21 protein-coding genes are annotated in these 24,125 nt (G+C 33.4%); 14 read left to right on the top strand and 7 right to left on the bottom strand.

The features are described from left to right. Positions 1 to 5 precede the first annotated feature (5 nt). Positions 6 to 284, bottom strand: coding sequence for a hypothetical protein (locus B5X47_RS02760; RefSeq protein ID WP_079588682.1), 279 nt, complete (start codon positions 282 to 284; stop codon positions 6 to 8). A gap of 121 nt (positions 285 to 405) precedes the next feature. Between B5X47_RS02760 and B5X47_RS02755 the strand changes: the two genes are divergently transcribed. From B5X47_RS02755 to B5X47_RS02720, 8 genes are all read left to right on the top strand, one after another. Then, on the top strand, positions 406 to 984 hold the full coding sequence (locus tag B5X47_RS02755) for a glycerol-3-phosphate responsive antiterminator (RefSeq protein WP_079588681.1): 579 nt from the start codon (positions 406 to 408) through the stop codon (positions 982 to 984). A 252-nt stretch (positions 985 to 1,236) separates the two neighbouring features. Further along, positions 1,237 to 1,944 carry an MIP/aquaporin family protein gene (locus B5X47_RS02750; protein WP_330395728.1) on the top strand — a complete coding sequence of 236 codons (708 nt, stop codon included), beginning with the start codon at positions 1,237 to 1,239 and terminating at the stop codon, positions 1,942 to 1,944. Positions 1,945 to 2,009: 65 nt separating this feature from the next. After that, complete coding sequence (gene glpK, locus B5X47_RS02745) at positions 2,010 to 3,509, top strand: glycerol kinase GlpK (protein WP_079588680.1); 1,500 nt, start codon at positions 2,010 to 2,012, stop codon at positions 3,507 to 3,509. 92 nt (positions 3,510 to 3,601) lie between these two features. Beyond that, entirely contained in the window at positions 3,602 to 5,044 is a 1,443-nt protein-coding gene (locus B5X47_RS02740) for an NAD(P)/FAD-dependent oxidoreductase (RefSeq protein ID WP_079588679.1), read from the top strand. Further along, positions 5,044 to 6,297 carry an NAD(P)/FAD-dependent oxidoreductase gene (locus B5X47_RS02735; protein ID WP_079588678.1) on the top strand — a complete coding sequence of 418 codons (1,254 nt, stop codon included), beginning with the start codon at positions 5,044 to 5,046 and terminating at the stop codon, positions 6,295 to 6,297. Before B5X47_RS02740 ends, B5X47_RS02735 begins: the two co-directional genes overlap by 1 nt. After that, entirely contained in the window at positions 6,290 to 6,652 is a 363-nt protein-coding gene (locus B5X47_RS02730; protein WP_079588677.1) for a DUF1667 domain-containing protein, read from the top strand. The genes B5X47_RS02735 and B5X47_RS02730 overlap by 8 nt, the downstream gene beginning before the upstream one ends. A 217-nt stretch (positions 6,653 to 6,869) precedes the next feature. Next, the gene (locus tag B5X47_RS02725; RefSeq protein WP_079588676.1) at positions 6,870 to 7,481 is read left to right on the top strand and encodes a superoxide dismutase; all 612 of its coding nucleotides are present in this window, start codon (positions 6,870 to 6,872) and stop codon (positions 7,479 to 7,481) included. A gap of 240 nt (positions 7,482 to 7,721) precedes the next feature. Then, on the top strand, positions 7,722 to 8,243 hold the full coding sequence (locus B5X47_RS02720; RefSeq protein WP_079588675.1) for a PspC domain-containing protein: 522 nt from the start codon (positions 7,722 to 7,724) through the stop codon (positions 8,241 to 8,243). A 256-nt stretch (positions 8,244 to 8,499) separates the two neighbouring features. Here B5X47_RS02720 and B5X47_RS02715 read toward each other — a convergent pair whose 3' ends face one another. The 3 genes from B5X47_RS02715 to B5X47_RS02705 are packed head-to-tail and all read right to left on the bottom strand — an operon-like array spanning position 8,500 to position 15,639. After that, positions 8,500 to 9,546: a flavodoxin family protein gene (locus B5X47_RS02715; protein WP_079588674.1), complete on the bottom strand. Its 1,047-nt coding sequence runs from the start codon at positions 9,544 to 9,546 to the stop codon at positions 8,500 to 8,502. 35 nt (positions 9,547 to 9,581) lie between these two features. After that, positions 9,582 to 10,847: a Rossmann-fold NAD(P)-binding domain-containing protein gene (locus B5X47_RS02710; RefSeq protein WP_079588673.1), complete on the bottom strand. Its 1,266-nt coding sequence runs from the start codon at positions 10,845 to 10,847 to the stop codon at positions 9,582 to 9,584. Between the two features lie 7 nt (positions 10,848 to 10,854). Then, positions 10,855 to 15,639, bottom strand: a complete 4,785-nt coding sequence (locus B5X47_RS02705) for a nicotinate-nicotinamide nucleotide adenylyltransferase (RefSeq protein WP_079588672.1) — start codon at positions 15,637 to 15,639, stop codon at positions 10,855 to 10,857. Between the two features lie 90 nt (positions 15,640 to 15,729). Between B5X47_RS02705 and B5X47_RS02700 the strand changes: the two genes are divergently transcribed. From B5X47_RS02700 to B5X47_RS02685, 4 genes are all read left to right on the top strand, one after another. Beyond that, positions 15,730 to 16,524 carry a hypothetical protein gene (locus tag B5X47_RS02700; protein WP_079588671.1) on the top strand — a complete coding sequence of 265 codons (795 nt, stop codon included), beginning with the start codon at positions 15,730 to 15,732 and terminating at the stop codon, positions 16,522 to 16,524. Positions 16,525 to 16,547: 23 nt separating this feature from the next. Then, positions 16,548 to 17,798: an HlyC/CorC family transporter gene (locus B5X47_RS02695; RefSeq protein WP_079588670.1), complete on the top strand. Its 1,251-nt coding sequence runs from the start codon at positions 16,548 to 16,550 to the stop codon at positions 17,796 to 17,798. Between the two features lie 107 nt (positions 17,799 to 17,905). Further along, positions 17,906 to 19,057, top strand: coding sequence for a hypothetical protein (locus B5X47_RS02690; RefSeq protein WP_079588669.1), 1,152 nt, complete (start codon positions 17,906 to 17,908; stop codon positions 19,055 to 19,057). A gap of 154 nt (positions 19,058 to 19,211) precedes the next feature. Further along, a complete protein-coding gene (locus tag B5X47_RS02685; protein ID WP_079588668.1) occupies positions 19,212 to 20,393 on the top strand; it encodes a GGDEF domain-containing protein in 1,182 nt (393 codons plus the stop codon). Positions 20,394 to 20,594: 201 nt separating this feature from the next. On the opposite strand, the gene yfcE is transcribed toward B5X47_RS02685, so the two are convergent. After that, positions 20,595 to 21,143 carry a phosphodiesterase gene (gene yfcE / locus B5X47_RS02680; protein WP_079588667.1) on the bottom strand — a complete coding sequence of 183 codons (549 nt, stop codon included), beginning with the start codon at positions 21,141 to 21,143 and terminating at the stop codon, positions 20,595 to 20,597. A 22-nt stretch (positions 21,144 to 21,165) separates the two neighbouring features. Then, positions 21,166 to 21,966 (bottom strand): NAD(+)/NADH kinase, encoded by an 801-nt coding sequence (locus B5X47_RS02675; RefSeq protein WP_079588666.1) that lies wholly within the window; start codon positions 21,964 to 21,966, stop codon positions 21,166 to 21,168. Positions 21,967 to 22,207: 241 nt separating this feature from the next. On the opposite strand from B5X47_RS02675, the gene B5X47_RS02670 reads away from it, so the two are divergent. Further along, complete coding sequence (locus tag B5X47_RS02670; RefSeq protein WP_079588665.1) at positions 22,208 to 23,113, top strand: RluA family pseudouridine synthase; 906 nt, start codon at positions 22,208 to 22,210, stop codon at positions 23,111 to 23,113. Here B5X47_RS02670 and acpP read toward each other — a convergent pair. Next, entirely contained in the window at positions 23,107 to 23,334 is a 228-nt protein-coding gene (gene acpP, locus B5X47_RS02665) for an acyl carrier protein (RefSeq protein ID WP_079588664.1), read from the bottom strand. The two genes, B5X47_RS02670 and acpP, sit on opposite strands and share 7 nt — an antisense overlap. 106 nt (positions 23,335 to 23,440) lie before the next feature. Here acpP and trmB point away from each other — a divergent pair, with 106 nt between their 5' ends. Further along, the gene (gene trmB / locus B5X47_RS02660; RefSeq protein ID WP_079588663.1) at positions 23,441 to 24,109 is read left to right on the top strand and encodes a tRNA (guanosine(46)-N7)-methyltransferase TrmB; all 669 of its coding nucleotides are present in this window, start codon (positions 23,441 to 23,443) and stop codon (positions 24,107 to 24,109) included. The last annotated feature ends 16 nt before the right edge of the window (positions 24,110 to 24,125 follow it).

The following is a 24,125-nucleotide window of genomic DNA, read 5'->3' as shown; positions in this document are numbered from 1 at the left end:
TTTAGCTAAGGATTTATAATATACTCAGGAGCAACCTGCGCCTCATCTGGATTTTCTGTGTAATTTTGTATTTTGTCACTTGAAGGTTCATCTGATTCTTTTGGTAGCAAAGGAAGCTCTTTTAAAAGGTTTTTTGCTCCATTAAGATGAACATCGTTATGAGGGACAAAAAATATTTTATAGGAGGTATAAAATGATATTGAAAATACAATGGCAAACAGAGAAAGAATGATGACTAAGTATAGTATAAATCTTATAATTGCGTGCTTTAGTTTATTTTTCATAATCCACCCCTGAGGCTATTATACCCAAAAATAATAAATGAAATACAATTTTTAGAAAATTAAAATAGCTTTTCATGAATAAACATTTATGTTATAATCGCGGATGATTGGAGGGGAAATTATGGTAAGTAAGAGACAGCTGACAAATATTTTGGAAAATACTCCTGTAATACCTGCTATAAAAAACGAGCAAGGATTAAAGAAGGTAATAGAAACAGATAATAAAATAGTATTTATTTTGAATGCTGATATTTTAGGGATAAGGAATATAATTGAAACTTTGAAAAAACACGATAAAATCCCATTTATTCACGTAGACATGATAACAGGATTTGCATCAAATCCTATAGTTATAGATTATTTAGTTTCCCAGTATAAAAATGAGTGTGGAATAATAAGTACAAAATCAAGCATGATAAAAAAAGCTATGGAATCGGATGTAAGGGTAATACAAAGATTATTTGTATTAGATTCACTTTCTATAGAAACCAATATCCAGCAGATTAAAAAAATGCGACCTGACGCAGTAGAGATTATGCCTGGAATAATTCCTAGAGTTATTAAAAGGATTAAGTCAGAAATACCGGAAATTCCAATAATAGCAGGAGGGCTTATTGAATCAAAAGAAGATATCATGGATGTATTAAAAAGTGGAGGAATAGCTGTATCTACGAGCAAAGAATCTCTATGGGATATATAGATTAAAGAAAGTGAAATCTATAAGTTATTGATATCAATATGTTTTGACTAGGTCAATATTTGGAATATTTAAAATAATTAAAAAAATTTCAGGAAAACGTTTGACAAAATTTAAAACCTAGGATAATATAGTTACAACAAGTCCATATAAAATTTATTTTCAATGACAGGAGATGGGAGAGTCGTGAAATTTCACGATTCTCCTTTTTTTGTTTTTTGAAAATGGGACTAACAATTTAAAGGGGGTTTTACTATGATTTCACCGTTTTTAGCAGAAGTAATTGGAACAGCATGTATTTTACTTTTTGGTAGTGGAGTAGTTGCTGGATGTGTACTTAAGGATTCAAAAGCCGAAAATGCAGGCTGGATTGTTATTACTTGGGCCTGGGGTATAGGCGTAATGCTTGGAATTTATGCATCAGGAAATATCAGTGGAGCTCATCTTAATCCAGCTGTAACCATAGCATTGGCTACTATAGGAGAGTTCCCTTGGGCGAGCGTTCCATCTTATATTTTGGCACAGTTTATAGGAGCATTTATAGGATCTACTTTGGTTTGGGCAGCGTATTATCCTCACTGGGAGAAAACAGAAGACAAGGGAGCGAAGCTAGCAGTATTTTCAACTGGACCAGCAATTAGAAATCTTCCTGCAAATATGCTTACTGAAGTGATTGCAACATTTATTCTAGTATTTGCAATTTTGTTTATAGGAACTAACAATATAGCAGATGGCATGAACCCATTTATAATCGGACTTTTGATTTTAGGACTAGGACTTGCTTTTGGTGGACCAACAGGCTATGCTATGAATCCTGCTAGAGATTTGGGACCAAGAATAGCACATGCAATACTTCCTATAGCTGGAAAAGGTGACAGTGATTGGGGATATGCTTGGGTGCCAGTTGTAGGACCAATAATTGGTGGAGTACTAGGAGCTTTGACTTTTGCTATGATATTTTAAATAAATGCGATTAGAGTTATGATTTTTGAATATATATCAAATAATAGAACATTTAGGAGGATATTATGAAAAATTACATACTAGCGTTTGACCAAGGTACAACTAGCTCTAGAGCAATAGTGTTTGATAAAGATGGTATGATAGTGGGCACATCTCAAAAGGAGTTTACTCAGATATATCCAAAGGCTGGATGGGTAGAGCACGATGCCATGGAGATTTGGGGAACACAAAGTGGTGTAGCTAGAGAGGTTCTTGAAAAAACAGGAGTAAGACCAGAAGAGGTAGCAGCTATAGGAATAACGAACCAAAGAGAGACTACAGTAGTTTGGGATAAAAATACAGGAAAACCTATATATAACGCTATCGTATGGCAATGCAGAAGAACAGCTGCTATATGTGACGAACTAAAAGCAAAAGGCTTAGAAGCTTCAATTAAAGAAAAAACGGGTCTTGTTGTGGATGCATACTTCTCAGGAACAAAGGTTAAGTGGATACTTGACAATGTAGAAGGAGCCAGAGAAAAAGCTGAAAATGCAGAACTTCTATTTGGAAATATAGATACTTGGCTTATTTGGAATCTAACAAGAGGAAAAGTACATGTTACAGATTACTCTAATGCGTCAAGAACCTTACTATATAATATAAAGGATTTAAAATGGGATGATGAAATTTTAAGTGAATTAGGGATTCCTAAATCAATGCTTCCTGAAGTAAAACCTTCTAGCTGTGTATATGGACATACTGACCCACAAACTTTTGGTGGAGCAGAAATTCCTATAGCAGGAGATGCTGGAGACCAGCAAGCTGCATTATTTGGACAGGCGTGTTTTGAACCAGGTATGGCAAAGAACACATATGGAACAGGATGCTTTATGCTTATGAATACAGGGGAAAAGCCAATTGAATCTAAAAACGGCTTGCTTACAACTATAGCTTGGGGAATAGGAGATAAAGTTGAATATGCTCTTGAGGGAAGTATATTTATCGCTGGAGCATCTATTCAGTGGCTTAGAGATGAACTAAAGCTAGTATATGATTCAGCTCAATCAGAGTATTATGCAAACTTAGTTGAAGATACAAATGGAGTTTATGTAGTTCCTGCGTTTACAGGACTCGGAGCACCATACTGGGATATGTATGCAAGAGGAGCAATACTTGGACTTACAAGAGGTTCAAAGAGAGAGCATCTTGTAAGAGCGACACTTGAATCTATTGCGTATCAGACAAAAGACGTACTTGAGGCTATGCAGGAAGACTCTGGAATAACTCTAAAAGATTTAAAGGTAGATGGAGGGGCAGCGGCAAACAATTTCTTGATGAAATTCCAAGCTGACATCCTATGTGTTCCAGTTAAAAGACCTAAGGTTTTAGAAACAACAGCTCTAGGAGCAGCTTATCTAGCTGGACTTGCAGTAGGCTTTTGGAATGACCAAAATGAGATAAAAGCAAAATGGGCAGTAGATGAAGAATTTACAAATTGTATGCCAGAGGCTCTTCGTACAAAGAAATACAATGGCTGGAAAAAAGCTGTTAAGAGAGCTATGGACTGGGAAACTGAAGAATAAAATATATTAACAAAAGCTTATTAGAAAATGGAGAAAAGCTTAGGCTTTTTCTCCATTTTTTGAATTTTGGACATAGTTTAGGAGGCGTAACGATGTATGATGTTACAATAATAGGAGCAGGGGTAGTAGGAGCTAGCATTGCTAGAGAGCTATCTAGATATATGCTTAAGACTCTAGTTTTAGAAAAAAACATAGAGGTTTGTCAGGGGACGACCAAGGCGAATAGTGCCATAGTTCACGGAGGCTATGATGCATATGAGGGCAGCTTAAAGGCTAAGCTAAATGTATGGGGAAACAAGCTTTACTCTCAGCTTACAGAAGAGCTAGAGGTTTCTTTTGATAGAATAGGCTCGCTAGTTGTTGCATTTAATGAAGAAGAAATGAAGGAACTTGAGGTTTTATACAAAAGAGGGCTAAACAACCAAGTAGAAGGCTTGGAGCTAGTAGATGGAGATAGAGCTAGAGAGCTTGAACCGAATTTATCAAAAGAAGTTATAGGAGCACTTTATTGTAGTAGTGCTGGAATAGTATGTCCTTTTAATATGACCTTTGCTTTGATTGAAAACGCTATAGAGAATAATGTAGAGCTAAAAACAAGTGAGAAGGTTGAGTCTATAGAGAAACTAGATGAAGGATTTAAAATTACAACATCAAAATCAGAATATAAAACAAAATACATAGTAAATGCAGCAGGTCTATATTCAGATAAAATTGCTAATCTTATAGGAGACAATGAATTCGAAATTCTTCCTCGAAAAGGAGAATATAGAATTTTAGATAGAAACGCAGGAGATAATGTTACAAAGGTTATATTTCAGGCACCTACTAAGGTAGGTAAAGGGATATTGGTGGCACCTACTGTACATGGAAATATAATAGTAGGGCCGACAGCAGATAATGTTGATAGTGTTGAAGATACTACAACTTCAAGCTCAGGAATTGAGAAAGTTGATGAGCTATCAAGAAAATCAATACCGAATCTTCCTCTGAATCAGAGCATAAGAGTTTTCGCAGGAGTGAGAGCATCTAGTGATAAAAAAGATTTTGTGATTTATCCTTCAAAAAATGCCAAAGGGTTTATAAATGTTGGAGGAATAGACTCTCCGGGTTTAGCATCTTCACCTGCTATTGCCAAGTATGTAGCGAAGCTACTTAATGAACAGGGACTTGAATTAGAAGAGAATCCATCATTTAATCCTAAGAGAAAGGCTATTTTAGGATTTGAGCATATGAGTCTTGAAGAAAAGAAAGAAATCCTAAAGCAAAATCCTAAATATTCCAAGATAATCTGTAGATGCGAGAGTATAACAGAAGGAGAGATAATAGAGGCTATAAAAAGACCAGCAGGAGCTAGAACTCTTGATGGAGTAAAGCGAAGAGTAAGACCAGGCTCTGGAAGATGTCAGGGAGGATTTTGTGCACCTAGGGTTATGGAGATTCTATCTAGAGAGCTAAACATACCTATAGAAGAGCTAGTTAAGGAAAATCACGGTTCAGCCCTTGTAGACTCAAAGATTAAAGGCGGTGACAGGTAATGAAGTATGAAGTAGTCGTAATAGGAGGAGGACCAGCTGGACTAGGAGCGGCTGTAGAAGCAAAAAAAAGCGGAGCAAACTCAGTCCTTATAATAGAAAGAGATAGAGAACTTGGTGGCATCTTGAATCAGTGTATCCATAATGGATTTGGACTTCATGAGTTCAAAGAAGAATTAACAGGACCAGAATATGCACAGAGATTTATAGAGCAGGCTAAAAAATCTGATATAGAAATAATGCTAAACACCATGGTTTTGAATATAGATGATGAGAGAAATATAATAGCACTAGGAGAGCAAGGAATTATGGAAATACAGGCAGGTGCTGTTGTGCTTGCTATGGGATGCAGAGAAAGAACCGCTGGAGCTATTGCAATAAACGGCTACAGACCAGCTGGAGTATATACAGCAGGAATGGCTCAGAGAATTATAAACATGGAAGGCTATATGGTAGGCAAGGAAGTAGTTATATATGGCTCTGGAGATATAGGTTTAATTATGGCGAGAAGAATGACTCTCGAAGGAGCTAAGGTAAAGGCTGTCGTTGAGATTATGCCATATTCTAGTGGACTTTATAGAAACATAGCACAGTGTCTTGAGGATTATGATATCCCTTTGATGCTATCTCACAACATCCACGAGATTCATGGAAAAGACAGGATAAATGGAGTTACAATTTCAAAGGTTGATGAAAATAGAAGACCTATAAAAGGCACTGAGGAATTTATTTCATGTGACACCTTACTGCTCTCTGTTGGCTTAATACCAGAAAATGAGCTATCTCAAAAAGCAGGGATAGCAATTGATAAAATTACTAATGGTCCAATAGTTGATAGTAAAATGCACACTCAAGTGGATGGAATTTTTGCTTGTGGGAATGTGCTTCATGTACACGATATAGTTGATTTTGTAACTAAAGAAAGCAGAATAGCTGGTAAAAACGCAGCCTATTATGTAAGACAGAGCCTAAATAAGGACAGCTATGTATCTACAAAAAGCAATAAAGGAATAAGATATATTATGCCTCACAAAATACTATTAAACAGCGAAGAGGATGTAAATCTATATATGCGTGTAGATGGAATATATAAAGATTCAAAAGTTATAGTAAAATGCGATAATAAAGAGATACTTTCTAAGAAAATGAGGCATATGATACCTTCAGAGATGATTAATATAGTACTTAATAATGAGCTTATAAAAGATTTGTCTGGAGAAATAACTGTGGAAGTGGAGGGCGAAAAACATGCATAGTGAATTGACTTGTATAGCCTGTCCTATGGGGTGCAGGCTTCAGATAGAGGAAACAGAAAATGGTTATATCATAGAAGGACATACTTGCCCAAAAGGCAAAAAATATGCACTTCAAGAGTTAGATGATCCTAGAAGAATGGTTACATCTACTGTAAGAGTAGAAAATGGATTTTTAGCTTTAGTTCCTGTAAAGACAGCAGAGCCAATTCCTAAAAACTTGATATTTGACGTTATGACTCAAATCAATTCTGTAGTAGTAGAAGCTCCAGTATTTTTAGGCGATGTTATAGTTAAGGATGTAGCTGGGACAGGGATAGATATAGTTGCAACTAGAGATATGCCCAAGAGCATCTAAGTAAAAAAGAGATAATATAGTTTAAAATCATAAAATTTATTATGGAATTTGAATTGATTAAGGATGATTTAAAAATCAAAAATATAAAGATACAAAACAAAAGATAAAAAATATCAAAAGAAAATGATTATCATTTCTCTAAATGGATATCTATATTAACAGATAACAAAAAAACTTTATATATAAAATATTAGATATTTTTAAGGAGAGATGAATTATGATTTTTAAATTACCTGAACTAAACTATTCTTATGATGCACTTGAGCCACATATCGATAAACAAACTATGGAAATTCACCATACTAAACATCATCAAGCTTATGTTGATAAACTAAATCAAGCTTTGGAAAAGTATCCAGAATTTCAAAATATGGAGATAGAAGAGATATTAAAATCTTTAGATAAGCTTCCAGAGGATATAAAAGCAGCTGTTAGAAATAATGGTGGAGGTCACTATAATCATGACTTATTTTGGAAGATTATGTCACCTGATGGAGAGAGAAAGCCTGTAGGAGAGCTTGCTAAGAAGATAGATGAAAAATTTGGAGATTTTGAAAGCTTTAAAGCAAAGTTTAAAGATGCTTCAGTAGGTAGATTTGGTAGTGGCTGGGGCTGGCTAGTTCTAAATTCTGATAACAGCATAGATATAGTATCTACTCCTAATCAAGATAATCCTATATCAGAAGGCAAGAAAGTTATTTTTGGATTGGATGTTTGGGAGCATGCATATTATCTTAAGTATATGAACAAAAGACCAGATTATATTGATGCTTGGTGGAATGTTGTAAACTGGAGCATAATCGAAGAGAGATACCAGTCTTTAAAGTAAAATTGAATAAATTTGATTAAAAAATCAGAGTGTAATATCAAAAATAACCCCACAAAAAAGCTATACTAATGTTTGATGGGGTTATTATTGAATTCACAATAAAAAGTGTAGATGAAGGATGCCTTACTTTGGCCTTTTGTTTACACTTGTTTTTTGTGTAATAATATTGTTAATCATAAACTTGAATTTTGGTATAATATATATAAAACTAAATCGTATATAAAACGGGAGATGAGTTATATGGGTAATAGGATTTATCGTTCGAATTCAGACAAAATATTAGGAGGAGTATGTGCTGGACTAGCTGAGTATCTAGACATAGACCCAACTATCATAAGAATTATTTGGGCAGTTTCATTTTTTTCAGGATTCGGTTTTTTAGCATATATTATAGCATGGATTGTTATTCCGCAAAGACCATATGGTATGGAAACCTATCATAATCAAACATATCATGCACCTAGTTATCCTAAAGAGCCTCAAGGCGAAGGTGAAGAAATACCAGCTGAAGAAGTAGATTATAATCAAAGTAATGAATACACAGCATCAAGTAAAGCAGAGCCAAACTATAACAAAGCTCCAGACTATAATAATGATAGAAGCGATAAAAGTGCAAAGGTTATAGGCATAGGACTGATAATAATCGGAGGAGGCTATCTTGCCAAGAAGCTTCTTGGCTTTATAAATATCGACGATAAATTGGTATTTAGTGCGCTTCTTATAGTAGTAGGACTATTTTTGATAAGTAAGAAAAATAAATAAAAAACAAGTAATAATATTAAACAATACTATAATCAAAGCTTGCAAATAAGTTCTAGAAATCTTGTTGATTACAAAATATTTATTACAATTAAAAGCCCAGATACATCATATTAAGATTTGAAATGGAACCTATAAAATAGACACTTGAAAAAGACTATTTATATAGGTTCCATTTTATGATGATAATCAAGGCTTATTTTTATGTTAAAAATAACAGGGCTACTGAAATCTTGATTAGAGTTAATACAAAAGACTATTAATTTTCTTTTAGTTTTTGTTCTAAATCCTTAGCGTACTTACTCATACTTTGGTTTATATGAGGAAGGTTTAATATTGAAAGAGGTTCATTTGCTTGCTCCATAAGAGCAAAGTTCGGAGCTAGCCTAAATCCTTTATTAAAGCAAAAAGCTGATATTATTTGCCCTGCAACCATGTCGAAACCTGAGTTTGCAGATACGATAATAGCGTAGAGGTATTTATCAGAAAAATCCTTTTGTCTATAAATATAGGTCATCCTGTTAATCATGGCGAAATAGTTTGCTGGCATAGAGTCGTTGTAGTTTGGACAGGCAACAATTAGGGCCTGTGATGAATCAAGAGATTTGAATATATCCTTTAGCTTGTCACCTTCATAATAGCACACGCCGTGATTAGAAAAATTCATGCACTGCTCAAAGTCACAGCCTCGGCAGTCCATTATTCTTTCCTCAGCTAATGAAAATATGCTTTTTTCAATAGATAGGTTATCTAATATCAGCTTCATAAGAGCATAGGTGTTTGACCTATCTATGTGACTAGCATGAACTGCAGTTATTTTAGGGTTTTGATTTAATTCATGCTTGTCATTTTTTAGCCTTTTGCCTAGATTCATACATTCTTCGAGGCACAGCTGTTTTAAAGATATATTGTTCAGCCTTTGTTTGTTTTTGAAATTATTATAGCTTTCTATAGCTTCGACCATAGGCTTTCCGATGAATTCTAGACCCATGTTGTTTGTCAAAAATGCTATATGGCTTGAAAAATATTTTGTGTAAAAAATCGTCTTGCTAAAGCATAGGATAGAGCCTTTGCAGCCACTAAAAAATTTAGGCGAGCTTAAATATGCTTTGTGAATGAGCTTTAAAATACTAGTATCAACACCGCAGATATCAGCTTCCCAGGCAAATAGGACTTTGTCATGTTGCTTTAGTGAAGGAAGATTATCTAGAGCTACAAATTTAAAGTCAGAATAAGAATGACAAAAAGCATTAATCATTTCTGAGAGCTGGATTGAAGGTGAATCCGATGAAAATATATATAGCATTGTTCTATTCCCCCTAGGTTAACCAGTTGTCTATATTATAAATCAGAAAAAGTAACAGCTAGTTTGTTTATTAGCTTTTCAGGCAAAGCTAAAGCTTCTATTTGGACACCGCTTTTAGTAAGCCTATTTTTACAGCCTAAGAATTTCCCGTTTATAAACACTGAGCTATAATGCCAGTCACCTCTTATTGTGGCTAGGAGGCTAAGACAGCCTGAAGACAGAGCAGGTGCAATATAAGGCTTGAAGCCTGTGGCTCTTACATCTAAATTTGAGTGCAGAGCAAGCTGAGTAAGCTGCTCACTTAAGTCTTCATCGTAATTATCTATGCTATTTGCTATGATTAGACCTTTTCCGTGAGGGCCATAGGCTCTTCCTTCTTCTAAATACGAAGCTAAAGCAGGATTTCTTTTAGCGTGATATACTGCTCTTGCATGCATCACTCCTAGTCCATACCCTTTGATTTGGTCGCTTGCTAGACCTAGGTAATCTTTGGTTCCAGAATCATCAGTATTGCTTTGTTCATAGGCAACTCTGCATAGCTGGTCTACTGGGTCAGAAAGAATGGCAAAAAGACCTTTGAACTTAGCTTCTCTAGCTTTTTTTGCATATATTTTTAGTATCTTAGAGTTTTGTTCTAGCTGAGCCATTCGTACATCCTTTATTTCACTGCCAACTGGAGGAATAAAGGTAGCTACTGTAAATGCGAGCACATCACAATCAAAGATGTCATTTTCATCTAGGCGAATAACCTTTGGCATACTTAGTCCGTCAAAGTGAATTTGCTCCATCTCTTGTTCATAGCGAAGCATTTTGTTTTCATCCTTATCGTAGATGCCTATAGTTGAGATATGGTTACCTCCTGTAAGCTTCAGCCCTGTAAGAAGCGTTCCGCCTACATCTCCTAGACCTACTATGTTAAGGTGTATAGGTTTAGAGGCTGGAAGAGGATTATTACCTAAGCAATCTTTCCAATTTGGATGAGATAAATTAATGCTCATCACTCTTTGAGCTTTTATTAAGCTCAGAAAATCTGGATCTATATTATTTTGAATATCACCAGCTTCTTGCTGATAAAGAAGAGATATATCTTCTTTATCAGCATTCATTAAGCCTATGCTATCTAGTAGGAATGAACGTCTAAAATCACCTTTAGGCTGAATAGTAAAATAATAGATGTCATCAGACTCCTCGATATTCTGAAATTCAATTAGATTAGAATCTGATAATAAGCTTTGAAACGCTTTTTCTATGGCTTCATTTTGAATGCATAACACTTTGCTATTAGTTTTGAAATATTTCATAGGTCACCTACTTTAGTATCATTTTTTTAAGTCGTTTAAGCCTTTCTATATCATCGAGTACATATGATGACGGAGTTTGATTTTTTGAATACTCCAAGTTGTTGCCATAGTCTACTACTCTAGGGTAGACCAAAACCTCATTTAATGCAGAAACTGTGAGTCTTCTCTCAAACAGCTCTTCATAGACTTCTTCTAAGCTCTTTAATATGGCATAAGCATTTTCAAGGCAAGTCATAGAGAAGTTATATAAATCATGAGCATTTGTATCTTTAATATAGTGTGGAGAGGTGTATGGAAGTATGAGGTTAATAGATGGAATCATTGAACCTATTAAGTTAGCATCCTCAATTCCATCTCCGCTAATAAACGGATAGAGGATTCCCTCGTTAAACCATACGTTTAATTTTGGAATAAAATACGCACTGTCCACATCTCTGCCTTGGATTTCCATAAGCTCTTTGCCTTTGCCTGTTAATATGCCTACAATTACTTTAGACACTTTGACATTCTGTCTTTTTAGTATTGGATCTAGAGCGTTGATTCTATATCCTTTGTTCAAAATATCATCCACAAGGATTACTTCTTTAGCAAAAGATTTGATGGTTTTTACCTGTTTATCTAGAGATAGATAAAATGGATAGGCTCTAACAGTAAAGCCACTCAAATCTTTGTTGAATATTTTTTCTGTGTGAAGCGATTTTGACACGGTATTAGGAATAATTAGCTTTGAAAGTATGTGTCCAAAAGGTACACAGATTTTTTCACCTAATTTTCTTGGTACAGTAGGTGTGTGTGGCACTTGATTTTCCTCACAAATTTTAGCAATTAATTTTTCCTTGAACATCCTATTGTCAAAAGGAATAATTAGATTTGCTGGATAGAGCTTTGCAATAGCAGTCTGAAGATTTGTTCTAGTGCTTTCAATAGTAGACTGTATTTTATCGTTATTTAAAAACGGCTCTTTAATAAAGTTTTCAAGGTCCAAGTTTAAAGTACACGGGTTGCTCATATTGACGTAGTAGATGGATTTTCGACTCTGAATATGAGTAAAGCCACTAAGCGTTATAATTTCTTCTAAAGCTTTATTTTCGCTAGACATTGTTTCATTTGAGTAAATCATGAAGGTGTAGTCCTTGCCTAGTGAATATGTCAGGGTTTCTGTAAATAGTATAGTCATTGTTTCTTTATTTCCAAATATTCCGCCTAGGTGCACGATTCTACCTACATATACATTTCTAATAAAGTCACATACAGTTTTATCTTCAAATCTTGAATATATGCTAGTTGATGGAAGCCACTTGAATACTGAAAAACCTAGTACTTCACTAGAATGATCGTTTAGAAGCGCTATACATCTTGTGTTTTCATCATCTATGAAAGCAAAAAGCTTATCCAAATCTACATCTGCAAAGCTCTGAGCTAGCTTGGCTATTATAGTTTTAGGCGGATGCTTGTAGATTTCAACTCTTCTATTTATTTCTTTAGCATCAGACTTAAATAGAGGTTCTTTTTTATACAGACCTTTGTCGTAGATATACTTTTCACAAAGAGGGTCTACCATGTTTGAAATATCTTTATCTTGGTCTATACAGCTTCTTATAAGAGTTGAGCTAATATGAGTAAATGCATCATCTAGCTGAACATAGGTATATGGTTTCTTTAGATATTGCTTGAAATCCTCTTGTTCATTTGCATCTTTAGGAAGCTGCATGTCTTCTCTTTCGAAAACTATATGAGGAAGCTCTCTGATTTTATAATCTCCTCTATAGGCTGAAGCGTTGTATATTACATCCTTTCCAGTGACCATGTGTACGTCTCGATTAGGAAAATTATTTACAAGGTGGTCTACATCCTTGTCATTAGCTATGTTTACAGGCATGCTACTAGGATAAAGATAGATATCAAATTCATCAGCAACAGCCATTCTGGCTATTTCTCTTCTTATCATGTGAGGCTGAGTTCTTTTTGACCACGAAAATTCATCTACAGAAAGGTAGACTTCGAGCCCCATATCTCTAATAGTTTTTGCGATGCTTTTATGACCTAAGGTAAATGGATCAAAGGTTCCAGGGAAGAATGCAATGTTTTTTTTGTTTTCATACTCCACAGCTCCATTTTCAAGCTCGTACTCGCAGATATATCTATAAATTCTATTCATGCTTGAACCTATGCTGAGCTGACCGATATCGTCTGTTTTTGGAGGAAGCAGGGTTAACATTTTTTTAGCCATTTTTTTAAATATGGATGCTTTTAAGGCCTCATCTATAGTAAGGCAATCGAAGATATCCTTTGAAATCACTTCTAAAGCTGCTCTTCTCACTTTCTTTTCATAGTGGACTAAAGCACACATGAGGATTCCAACTATACGAAACAGGCTTTTGTAATTCCTGCTTTCTTGAGGATAGTTTTCGTAATATCTACTATATAAAGAGATATATCTTCCTAAGGTTTTTAAGATAAGAAATACTATGTTTGATTCTGATGTCTTAATATTCATTTCAAAATCATCTAATATCTCATCAAACTCCTTAGGAGAGATGTAAAGCAGGATTTCGCCTAGATAATGAGGTATGAACTTTGCAAATTTATAATCTTGCATCTCAAGTGAACGTATGAGCTCTATCGCTATATCGTTTCTTTGCTCAATATTCAAGTGAGGGAAAATCTCAATAAGTGAATGCCCAGCTTTTGTTCTTACTATTTCTATTTCGCTGACCTTTAAAATATTGCAAAAGTGCATAGCTGTATATGCGCCCATATAGTTGATGTTTTCGAGGGCATTTTTTTTCAAAATGTCAATGTGTACGATTTTTTGAATAAACGAAGTAGCACTTTTGAGATTGTTTAAAAATATTTCTGAAAGTCTACTTTTAGTGCTTTGCATAGCTTGCTCATAGAGATATTCTAAATCTCTTATGCCAAGTGCTTTAGAAAGCTCTAGAGAAAGATAATTAAATGAAATATTGTCAAGATTACCTATATTGTTTTGAAGGCTTTCTTCTATTGTGGAATAAAGCACGCTGTCTTTTGTTATTTTATGTCTGTAGCCTATTAGTAGGAGCAAGGCTAGGGCTTTGATGTCTTCATTTTCACTTTTTATAGAATGTAGAGCTAAGAATAAAGCATCATTAAGAGTATTTTCATTTCTTAACTCTATGCTGATAAGTGCAAGCAATAAATATTTGATTTGATTTTCTTCACCTGCGTGATTAGTTAGTAGTTTTGCACATGAATTTTCAAAGTCAGTTCTTAAGCCATCTGGTATATATATGGACACTGTTTTGATAAAGTAAGCAAAAGAAAGCCCGAGCCATTTTTTGTGAATAGGAATAGTTTTTATATTGGGCTCTATCATTTTTGTAGCATACTGAGAAAATAATTCTAGAGCATTGGTTTCTGGATTATCTATAACGGCATTTTTAGGAAGCTCTTTTCTATATTCTTCATCAAAATTTGATATGAGCTTACCTAGGAAGGTGGCTGATTCTATTCGAATATCTTCTTCATGATGGACAGTCATATCAAACAAGAATTTCATCATAAGTAGTTTTTGCTTTTGTGAAAGGTGAGTAGAGTATTCCTTAAATACGTCTATATACTCTCTGAGTCTAAGAGGATTGCGCTCTGTTCTTGCGTATTCCAGCAAATGAGTTAGTGAAGCTTCACTTCTAAGCAGATGCATTATGGTTATATTTTTAGATATTGAATAAAATTTGAGGTTATCAGTGATTTCCTGGTCAAATAATAAAGCATAAGGCTTGGGCTTTGCACTTATTTTAGGCTTTGATTCATCTAGGATATCTATATTTAAGGATAATAAATAGTTCTCAAAGTCTTTGAGCTTTCCATAGGCTCTTTTATATCTGATAGTTTTTTGTTCGTCGACATTATCTAGCTTTTCTAGAATTACATCGAAGGATTCGTCTAAAGAAAAAATATTCATTTTTCCCTTTGCATCATTTTTTACTCTAAAATCGGAATAGATAAGAACTAAGGATTCTATAGGAAGATTTTCAAGCTCAATATCCCAAACAGAATGATTAGTAGCTATATGACCTATCATAGGCATAGCATTATCCTTAAACCATTTATCAGTATAGTAATAGTGAAGATAAGGAACTCTAGAGACCTCGTCGCCTATGCAACCGAATTTGCCTATATCATGCCCCATTGAGGCAGCTGAAACCTTCCCTAAATCTATTTCTACATGCTTTGATGTCATTTGCTTGCCTATAAAAGTTGCTAAGTGATGAATCATAATTACATGGTCAATTGTATTAAATCCTTTGAATTCCAATCCTAGCCTCATGGCTTCATAGATATATAGATTGTAATATGACTGGATAAATGTTGAGTATTCTGCAGAAGATTCGTAATGAGAAAACTCATCTTCATCTAAAAGCTCAACTTTATATTTTGAAAGATTTGATTCTGCGTCTAAATCTTTTTCTTGAGAGTAAAGCTCTCTAAGAATTAACATAAAAAATTTATACAAATTAAGAAATTTACTATCATAGGAAAATTTGTCAGGAAATGACAGGGCAAGTACGTATTCATACAAATCCTTTTCAAAATTTGACGATTCAGGATAATTGTACGAATTTAACAAAGGTGTAAAGAGATTTTTTAGCTTTGAGTATGAAAACTCAAGATTTTTTTCCATTTCTATCAAAGTTGTCTTATATTCTTCAGATTGAGCTATGGTTTTTAATATCTCATGATGAGAATCAAGTAGTGAAATGACATCCTGTGAATATATCAATCCCTTTATTTTATTTAGCAGGCTTTTCATAGCATGATACCTCCTTTATAATAGGAATATATAGAAAAATATATTGTTGTAATTTGATTATATCAAAACTAACTATTTTAGGGGGAAAATATGTTTAAAAATGTTTTGAAAGCTGGATTTTCAGACATTACTTTGGAAGAAACCTATATGATTTATCTATTGGCAAAAGCTCAAGCGGACGAAGAGGTTTGCGAGTTAGCTCTATTAATGAATCAGCTGCTTAATGAAGATGGTGATTTATCAGGGCTATTCAGTAAGGCTAGCGATAAAGCTAAAAAGCTTATCGATATAGTGTTTCAAAATAAACAAATACTACTTGAGGGTAACACTGAAAAATATTTTAATTGGATAAGGAATTTCAGAAATGATTCAATTAAATATGTGATTTGCGCAAAGGCTCTTGCAAATTTGGAGCTGTATCCAGATACTATGCAAAAAAATGATTTATTTAATCTTGTAGCTGCTTTAAATATGGATAGAAGACATACTATATATGACCATCTTTGCTGCAAAATAGAAAGCTGCTATAAGGAGGTTCCACTGAGCTATTTTTTACAGGACAAAGACATTGACGAAATTTCTGAGGTTTTTGATATTGATAAGGCTATGAATAAACAAAAAGATATAAATAGAGTTCATTGTGGTATTATTAGAGTGCTAGAGACTTTGGACAGCAATTATAATGAGCTATTTAGCGATGATACAAAAGCATTTTTTGATAGATTTAATAATATTGCAGTGTCCACAGAGTATGATAAAGATAGTGCAAAGGTTATTTTGACGATGTTTTACCTTTTGGAGGAATATTTTATGTTTAAGTGGGAATATATAAGAGAGCAAGGCCTAGAGGGCTTTGTTGAAAAATATATATGTTTTGACAAGTAATTATTTAAGGAGAGTGAACGTACTTGGATACGATTGATTATTGGCAGGGGTTATTTTTAATTGTTTTGATTGGGGCATCAGCTTTTTTCTCAGCTTCAGAGACAGCATTGCTATCGCTTAGTAAGATTAGGCTTAAGCATATGGTTAAGGAAAATGTTAAAAACGCTAAAAGAGTTGAAAAGCTTTTGGATGATCCAAATAGATTAATAGGAACAATATTGATTGGAAATAACGTTGTTAACATTGGAGCATCTTCTATAGCTACAGCTCTTGCTATAAAGCTGTACCCTAACGGAGGAGTAGGTATAGCGACCGCTATAATGACAATTTTGGTTCTTATATTTGGAGAAGTAACACCAAAAAACTTGGCGATTCAGCATTCAGAAAAGTTTTCGCTTAGAATTACTCCTATTATAGACTTTTTGGTTAAACTGCTTTCTCCTCTAGTGTTTGTACTTACGAGAATAACTAATCTCATAATAAAAATTTTAGGCGGAAAGCCTGATGATAAAAAGCCGTTTATTACAGAAGAAGAGCTAAAGACTTTAGTCGATGTTTCTAGTAAGGAAGGGGTACTAGAGCACGAAGAAAAAGAAATGATTTATAATATTTTTGAGTTTGGAGACCTAAGAGTAGCTGACGTTATGATTCAGAGAATGGATATAAAAGCAATATCTGTTGAGGATACTTACGATGAGATTATAGGGATGTTCAAAAATGAGAAATTCTCTAGACTACCTGTTTATGAAGACACTATAGATAATATTATTGGAGTTCTTTATGCGAAGGATTTATTCTTTTTGGATAGAGAAGCAGATAGGCTTAATTTTGATGTGAGAGACTATATGAGACCTCCATTTAACACTTTTGAATTTATTATGATATCTGATTTTTTCAAGCAAATGCAAGGTAATAAAATTCATATGGCTACTGTTCTCGATGAATATGGAGGAGTAGCAGGAATAATTACTATGGAGGATATAGTAGAAAGTATTTTCGGTGAAATAGACGATGAATATGATGATACTGAAGAAGAAATTGAAGTGATAAAAGAGGATGAATATGTTGTGAATGGAGCAGCAAGACTTTCTGATTTAAATGATATGCTAGGTATTAATTTGGAATCAGAGGATTTTGAATCTGTTGGAGGCTTTATTATTGGAGAAATAGGAAGGCTTCCAAAAACTGGAGAGGTAATACAGCATAAAAACATAAAGTTTATCATAGAAAACGTGGATAAAAATAGAATTAAAAAGGTAAGAATTTTTACCTGATTGAACAATTGCAAAGCTTATAGGGAAATGTGACTATAGACATTGCTGGATATTTATGTAAGAATTAAAGTAGTGTGACAAAAAACAAATCTAAAGAGGTGTAAAAAATGAAAAAATTATCACTAATTATGGCAGTTTTAATGATTATGCTTTCAACTATGGGCTTTACAAGTGTTGAAAAAGCATATTGGGAAGAAAACAAAAAAATAATGCAGTGGGAAGGCGTAGAGTCTGATCAAGATCTTAGTCTTAATTTTAAAACCACTGATGGATTTTCAATCAATTACAAAATGGATATTAAATCAAAAGGTATCATGAAAGATATGGTAACTTATATTGAGGTAAACACAGAGGCTCTAGAAAATTCTCCAGCCATTCCTCAAATTAAAATGTATACTAAAGGCGCAGATTTATATATCAATAAAGAAGCTTTTCTTGCTTTTGTAAAGCTATCTAGCCAAAAAGATATTGAAATAGCTGAAGATTTTGTGAAGATTACAAACGAGCAAAATGTAGAAATAAGTGCTTCACTTATGGATGAAATTATGAAATTTGTAGAAGAAATCGACTTAGGAATGGATATGGGTATGGTGCAAGATGGAAATAAATATACCCTTAACTTAGATTCTGATAAAATGATTGACTTATTAGATGCATATATGAGATATATCTTCAACAACATGGATAAGCTGCCTTCTAGCTTAATGCCAGCAGATTTTAAAATGACTGAAGAAGAAAAGCAAGAGATGCTAGCAATGTACGATGCTTTTGTTACTCCATACAAGGATACTGCAAAAGCAGCAATCAAAGGAAGCGCTTACTACCAAGTTGATACTTTTGAAGAATCAAAATACTCTCAAGAAGCAGTTCTAGATATCAAAACTCCTATGGGAAATGGAAAACTTGCTATGAATAGCGTATCAAACAAAGTAAGCGATTTAAAAATTTCTCTTCCTGCTTCAGTTAAAGTAGTTAATCAAGAAGAACTAAATGAGATGATGATGCCTGAAATGCCACCAATGCCACTGTCAATTAGTCTTGACGGTTCATATGTAAATTTTAAAGGAAATGATTTTACTGAAGGCAAAATAGAAATTAAAAATGTTAATGGAGCAACATATCTAAATGTAAATCAATTATCTAGATTACTATCTACTATAATTGAAACTAAAGAAGATTATATTAGAACTACTGATTTAGCTAATCTTGGATTTGATGTACAATGGAATGCTGAGTCAAAAACTATAGATATCTATTAAGATAAGGCAATATAAACTGAACATGAAGGTACAAAGCAGAAGAACAATCTTTTGAATTGTACCTTTTTTTTGCCAAAAATTAGCTGATTATAAAAATAATTTTAAGGGTATATATTCCTAGTAGCTTTATAATGAAAAGATATGGGGTGTGGATATGACTTTTGACTTAGATACTGCGCTTAAAGATAGCTTCTATATGATTGCTTCGTTTGATGAAACTGGAGATATTATTTATAAAAATAATAAATTTAATATGTACTTCCCTGATGTTAAGTCAAAAGATGATTTCATGGACATAACCTATGAGCAGGAAGTTTTTAGCAGAAACAGGAAAAGAATTATTGTGGAATCACCAGATATGGATGGGATAATTAAATTTGAGGTTAATTATTCAAAGGGCATAAGCTCTTATATAGGAACTAAAATTAATTATGATGAAATTATTGAACTGGGTCATTACACAGGGATACCTGTAAAAAAAGATAAAGCTAGACTTAACTCCAAAATATCAGTATCAAAAACTAAAATGAACGCTTATGCTACTATGCTAGTAGGTAAGGATGAAAAAATAAAGTATATAACTGATAACATATATGAGATTCTTGGCTCGAATATTTACCTAGATAAAACTCTTACTGAAGTTTTTGGAAATGACATAGCCTTAGAAATAAAAAATAGAATCAACTATCTAAGAGTATTTGACGATACTACTCTAGAAATAGATGGTAAACTAATAGTTCTATCTGAAATGAATTCAAAATACTTAGTCGTTAATATCTATCCTTATTCTGCTAATGTTATGAATAAATTTGAAGAGGTATCATATTTAAGATATAAAATAAAGAATCTAGAATCCGAGATTAGCTCTAGAGATAAATTTATTAAGGCTCAAAAGGAAGTCTACAAAAATATATCAACAGTTGACAGCCTTACTAAGCTATATACTAGACGTTATCTTATTGATAGATATAATGAAGCTCTAAATAAATCTAAGAATTATGGGTATAAATTCTCCCTTATAAATTTCCATATAGAAAATTTCAAAAAAATAAATTCTGATATAGGGTATGATAAAGCTGACGATTTACTTAAAAAGCTATCAATGCTTATTAGAAAAACCATGGACCATAAGCATGATTTAGCTTTTAGAGTTTCAAGCGCTGAGTTTGTAATTTTATCTTCATTTATAACCAAGGAATTAGCTAAAGATAAATATGAATCGATAAGAAATCAGTTTCAGGAGCAAACTGGATTTGATTTGAAGATGAGGGTTATAGATTCTGAGGATGAAGTTGCTATGAGTGAAAATACTGCACTTACCAATATAGAAGAATAAGAATTCTCCAATAAAACTATATGTATTGCTAATTGCTCCTAAAAACCTTGTTTTATTTAAAATTAGAAACTTGTTGTAGTGACAATAAGAACTTTATTGTATTAATAAAATATTAAAGGATTGCTGATGAATTATGTCTTCAGCAGTCCTTTTTTAATTGTGATTTTTAATTAAATCAAGTGGTGTATTTTAATCTAGAAGTTATTTAATATACAGCTCGCTCAGAATACTTCCATTGTTTTCTATATCAATTAGAACTATTTTACCTGAATATATGATAGCAACTGATCTTGAACCATCTTTTGGAATAGAAGTGCTTCCAGGATTTAATACTATTAAGGAATCGTATTTTGTAAGCTCCTTTTTATGAGTGTGTCCATAGATTAAAATATCGGCTTTAAACTTTTTAGCCTCTTCAATCATATCCTCTTTTGATTTAGTATAGCCATGGGTAATCAATATATTTAGATTATCCGCATCAAGAACTGTATAGGGACTCTGGATAGGGTGATTTATAACCATCTGATCAACATCGCTATCGCAATTACCTTTGGCAAATACAATATTATCTAGTGCATTTATTTTTTCAGCAAGCTCCTTTGGATTGTATCCTCCAGGGATATCATTTCTAGGACCGTGATATAATATGTCGCCTGCATGAATTATTTTATCGCAATCTTTAAGATAGCTCATTGCCATTTCAAAAAAATAAAGACTTCCATGGGTATCGCTTATTACACCTATTTTCATTTTTATCATCCTTTCTGATTCTTTACAGAAACTTTTCTGTTACCTTGCTCCAGAATTCATATCCCCCAAGTCTAAGCAGCTTGATGTTTATAGTAGAGGTCTGAAAGGTAAGGTCTACTATTTGATTATATCTATGCTCTATTCCGTCTGTAACAAATACCAAAGAGTCCTCAAACCTATATTCAGGGCTGATTTTTACTATTGCGTCAGAGGGTAGGATTATGCTAGAGGTAAAGGATCTATAAGCATTTGTATTTATAGGAGATAAAGGTGTTACTTGTATGAGCTTTAAGCTAGGGTCAACTATACTTCCTCCTGAGGAATAATTATATGCAGTAGAACCTGTGGGAGTAGATAAAATAACTCCATCTCCACTAAAGCATTCTATAAAGTTAGTATTTACGCTGAGGTTTAAATGAATAGTTCTACTTTTGTCACCTTTGACTACGAATTCATTGATAGCCTGTAGCTCAACACAGCTAGTTCTAGTGCAGATTAATGCCTCTATAGGATGAATCTCTTGGATAGTATATCTTTTATTTATATAGGCATCTATAAAGTTGTCTATTTGGGGAGGCATAATCTCTTGAAAAAAGCCTAAGTGACCTGTGTTTATACCGATAATCGGTACCTCTGGAAAATCATAATCGTGAAGTGTTTTTAAAAAGGATCCATCTCCTCCTATGGCTATAAATAGCTCAGCTTCAGGGTCAGGCTTTTCTAAAACCTCAAAGCCAGCAGATGCTAGCTTGGTACGCAGTATTTTAGCTGTTCTTATAGAACGATCATATGAGTTATACGTAATAATTATTTTTCGCTTCAATCGTATCGCTCCTGTCTCAAATTTAGATATTGCGATGGAAAATTAGGTTTAAGTAAATGTCCAGTTAATATATAATAATTGTAATTACATATACATCATATTATAATTTGACTTTGTATGCAAAGCCAATTATAATGTTTAGAGTTTTACTATAAATATATAAAGAATCTCTATACATAATAACAAGCAGTGATTTAGCTAAAGAATAGAATTAATATATGAATGCTAAAGGAGTTTAAATATGTGGTTTAATAACCAGCAATATAATAAATTAGTATGGAAAAATGAATCGAGAAACGACACCCTAAAGCAAATACTCCTAAATGATATGGGAATATCTCTTAGGTTACTATACTCTTTGAAAAAAGATAAGCAGATATTTGTAAATAAAAAATTTTACAAAATGCATGAGCTTGTAAATATAGGAGATATAATAGAAATTAATTTGCCGTATGAAGCAAATGAGTACGATGCTGAAGATATGGATATAAAACTACTTTATGAAGATGCAGATTTGATGGTTGTAGAAAAAGAGCCTTTTGTGGTGGTTCATCCGACTAAAGGACATCAAAGTGGTACTCTTGCCAATGGACTGATTAAGCTATTTAAGGATAAGTCAATAAATTCTAAGATTAGATTCGTAAATAGGCTAGATAGGGATACGTCAGGAATTTTAATAGTAGCAAAGAATAGCTACTGCCATAGTATACTTACTAAAGATGATGCAATGCACGAGATGGGAAAAAAATATTATGCTGTTGTAAGTGGGCATTTAGAGAAGGAAAGCGGAGTAATTGACCTTCCAATAGATAAAAGTGAAGATGGTATAAGAAGAATGGTTTCAGAAAAAGGACAAAGAGCAGTAACTAGATATAAGGTTATAGATAAACTAAAGCAAGCAACACTACTTGAAATATCATTGGAAACAGGTAGAACGCATCAGATAAGAGTGCATTTTTCTCATATAGGGCATCCCCTTGTGGGAGATGAGCTATATGGTGGAGATATGAGTTTATTAAATCGACAAGCTCTTCATTGCTTTGAGCTAGGATTTTATTCACCTAGAAAATCTGAAATCATCTATATAAAATCAGAGCTCCCTCATGATATGAGAGAGCTGGTTAAAGAGTTGACGCCTACTTATTGATGAGCTTCTACATATTCTACCATTTCTCTAACCGTAGTAAATTGCTCGATAGCTTCTTCGTCTACTTCGATAGAGAATGCATCTTCAATGGCCATAATGATTTCAACAGCATCTAGAGAATCTATTTCGAGATCTTCATTAATAGATGTATCAAGTGATATCTTACTTTCATTTATACCAAGATGCTCTGCAATGATAGTTCTTATTGTTTCATAAATCATAAATTCAATCCTCCTAAATCAACACTATGAGTTCTTCGAAGATAGTTTATTATAAAGTAGCCCATTTTGCAATAAAAATATTGTTATATTATAAAGGAGGTCAATCTTGAGGTATAGGAAAGCTAAAAATTACAAAGAAAAATTGTCAGTATTTGAAGGAAAAACCTATATTGATTTAAGCTCGATTACAAAGCTGGATATAAAAGAAGCATATACTAAAAATCAGCCGTTAATGCTTGAAATAGGCTGTGGTAAGGGTGGATTTTTATTAGAGCTAGCTAGGAGAAATCCTGAAGTAAATTATTTAGGGATTGAAAAAAATGATGCCCTTTTGTTAGAGGCAGTAACAAAGGCCTCCGAAGAAAATCTAGATAATATAAAATTTGTAAGCTTTGACGCTAGTAAAATAGAGAATTTTTTTGCTAAGGGTGATGTCTGCAGAATATATCTTAATTTTTCAGATCCTTGGCCTAAAGCTAGACATCATAGGAGAAGATTGACTAGCAGATGTTTTTTAAGTAAATATACTGAGGTTTTAAATGAAAGCAAAAGCTTAATATTTAAAACAGATAACAGAAACCTTTTTGAATTTACTTTACTTGAGTTAAGCGCAAGAAAAGACAGCTTGATATCAGTAGATTTAGATTTGCACTCTAAGGATTTTGAACCAGATGATGAAAGGCTTATATTAACTGAATATGAAAAAAGATTTATGGCACAAAAATTACCGATTTATCGTCTAGAGGCTCAGCTTTTGGGTAATAATAGGTTGTAAATTATTAATCGATACG

This window comes from Acetoanaerobium noterae, assembly GCF_900168025.1.
GTDB lineage: Bacteria > Bacillota > Clostridia > Peptostreptococcales > Filifactoraceae > Acetoanaerobium > Acetoanaerobium noterae.
This window is presented reverse-complemented; position numbering and strand designations above follow the sequence as displayed.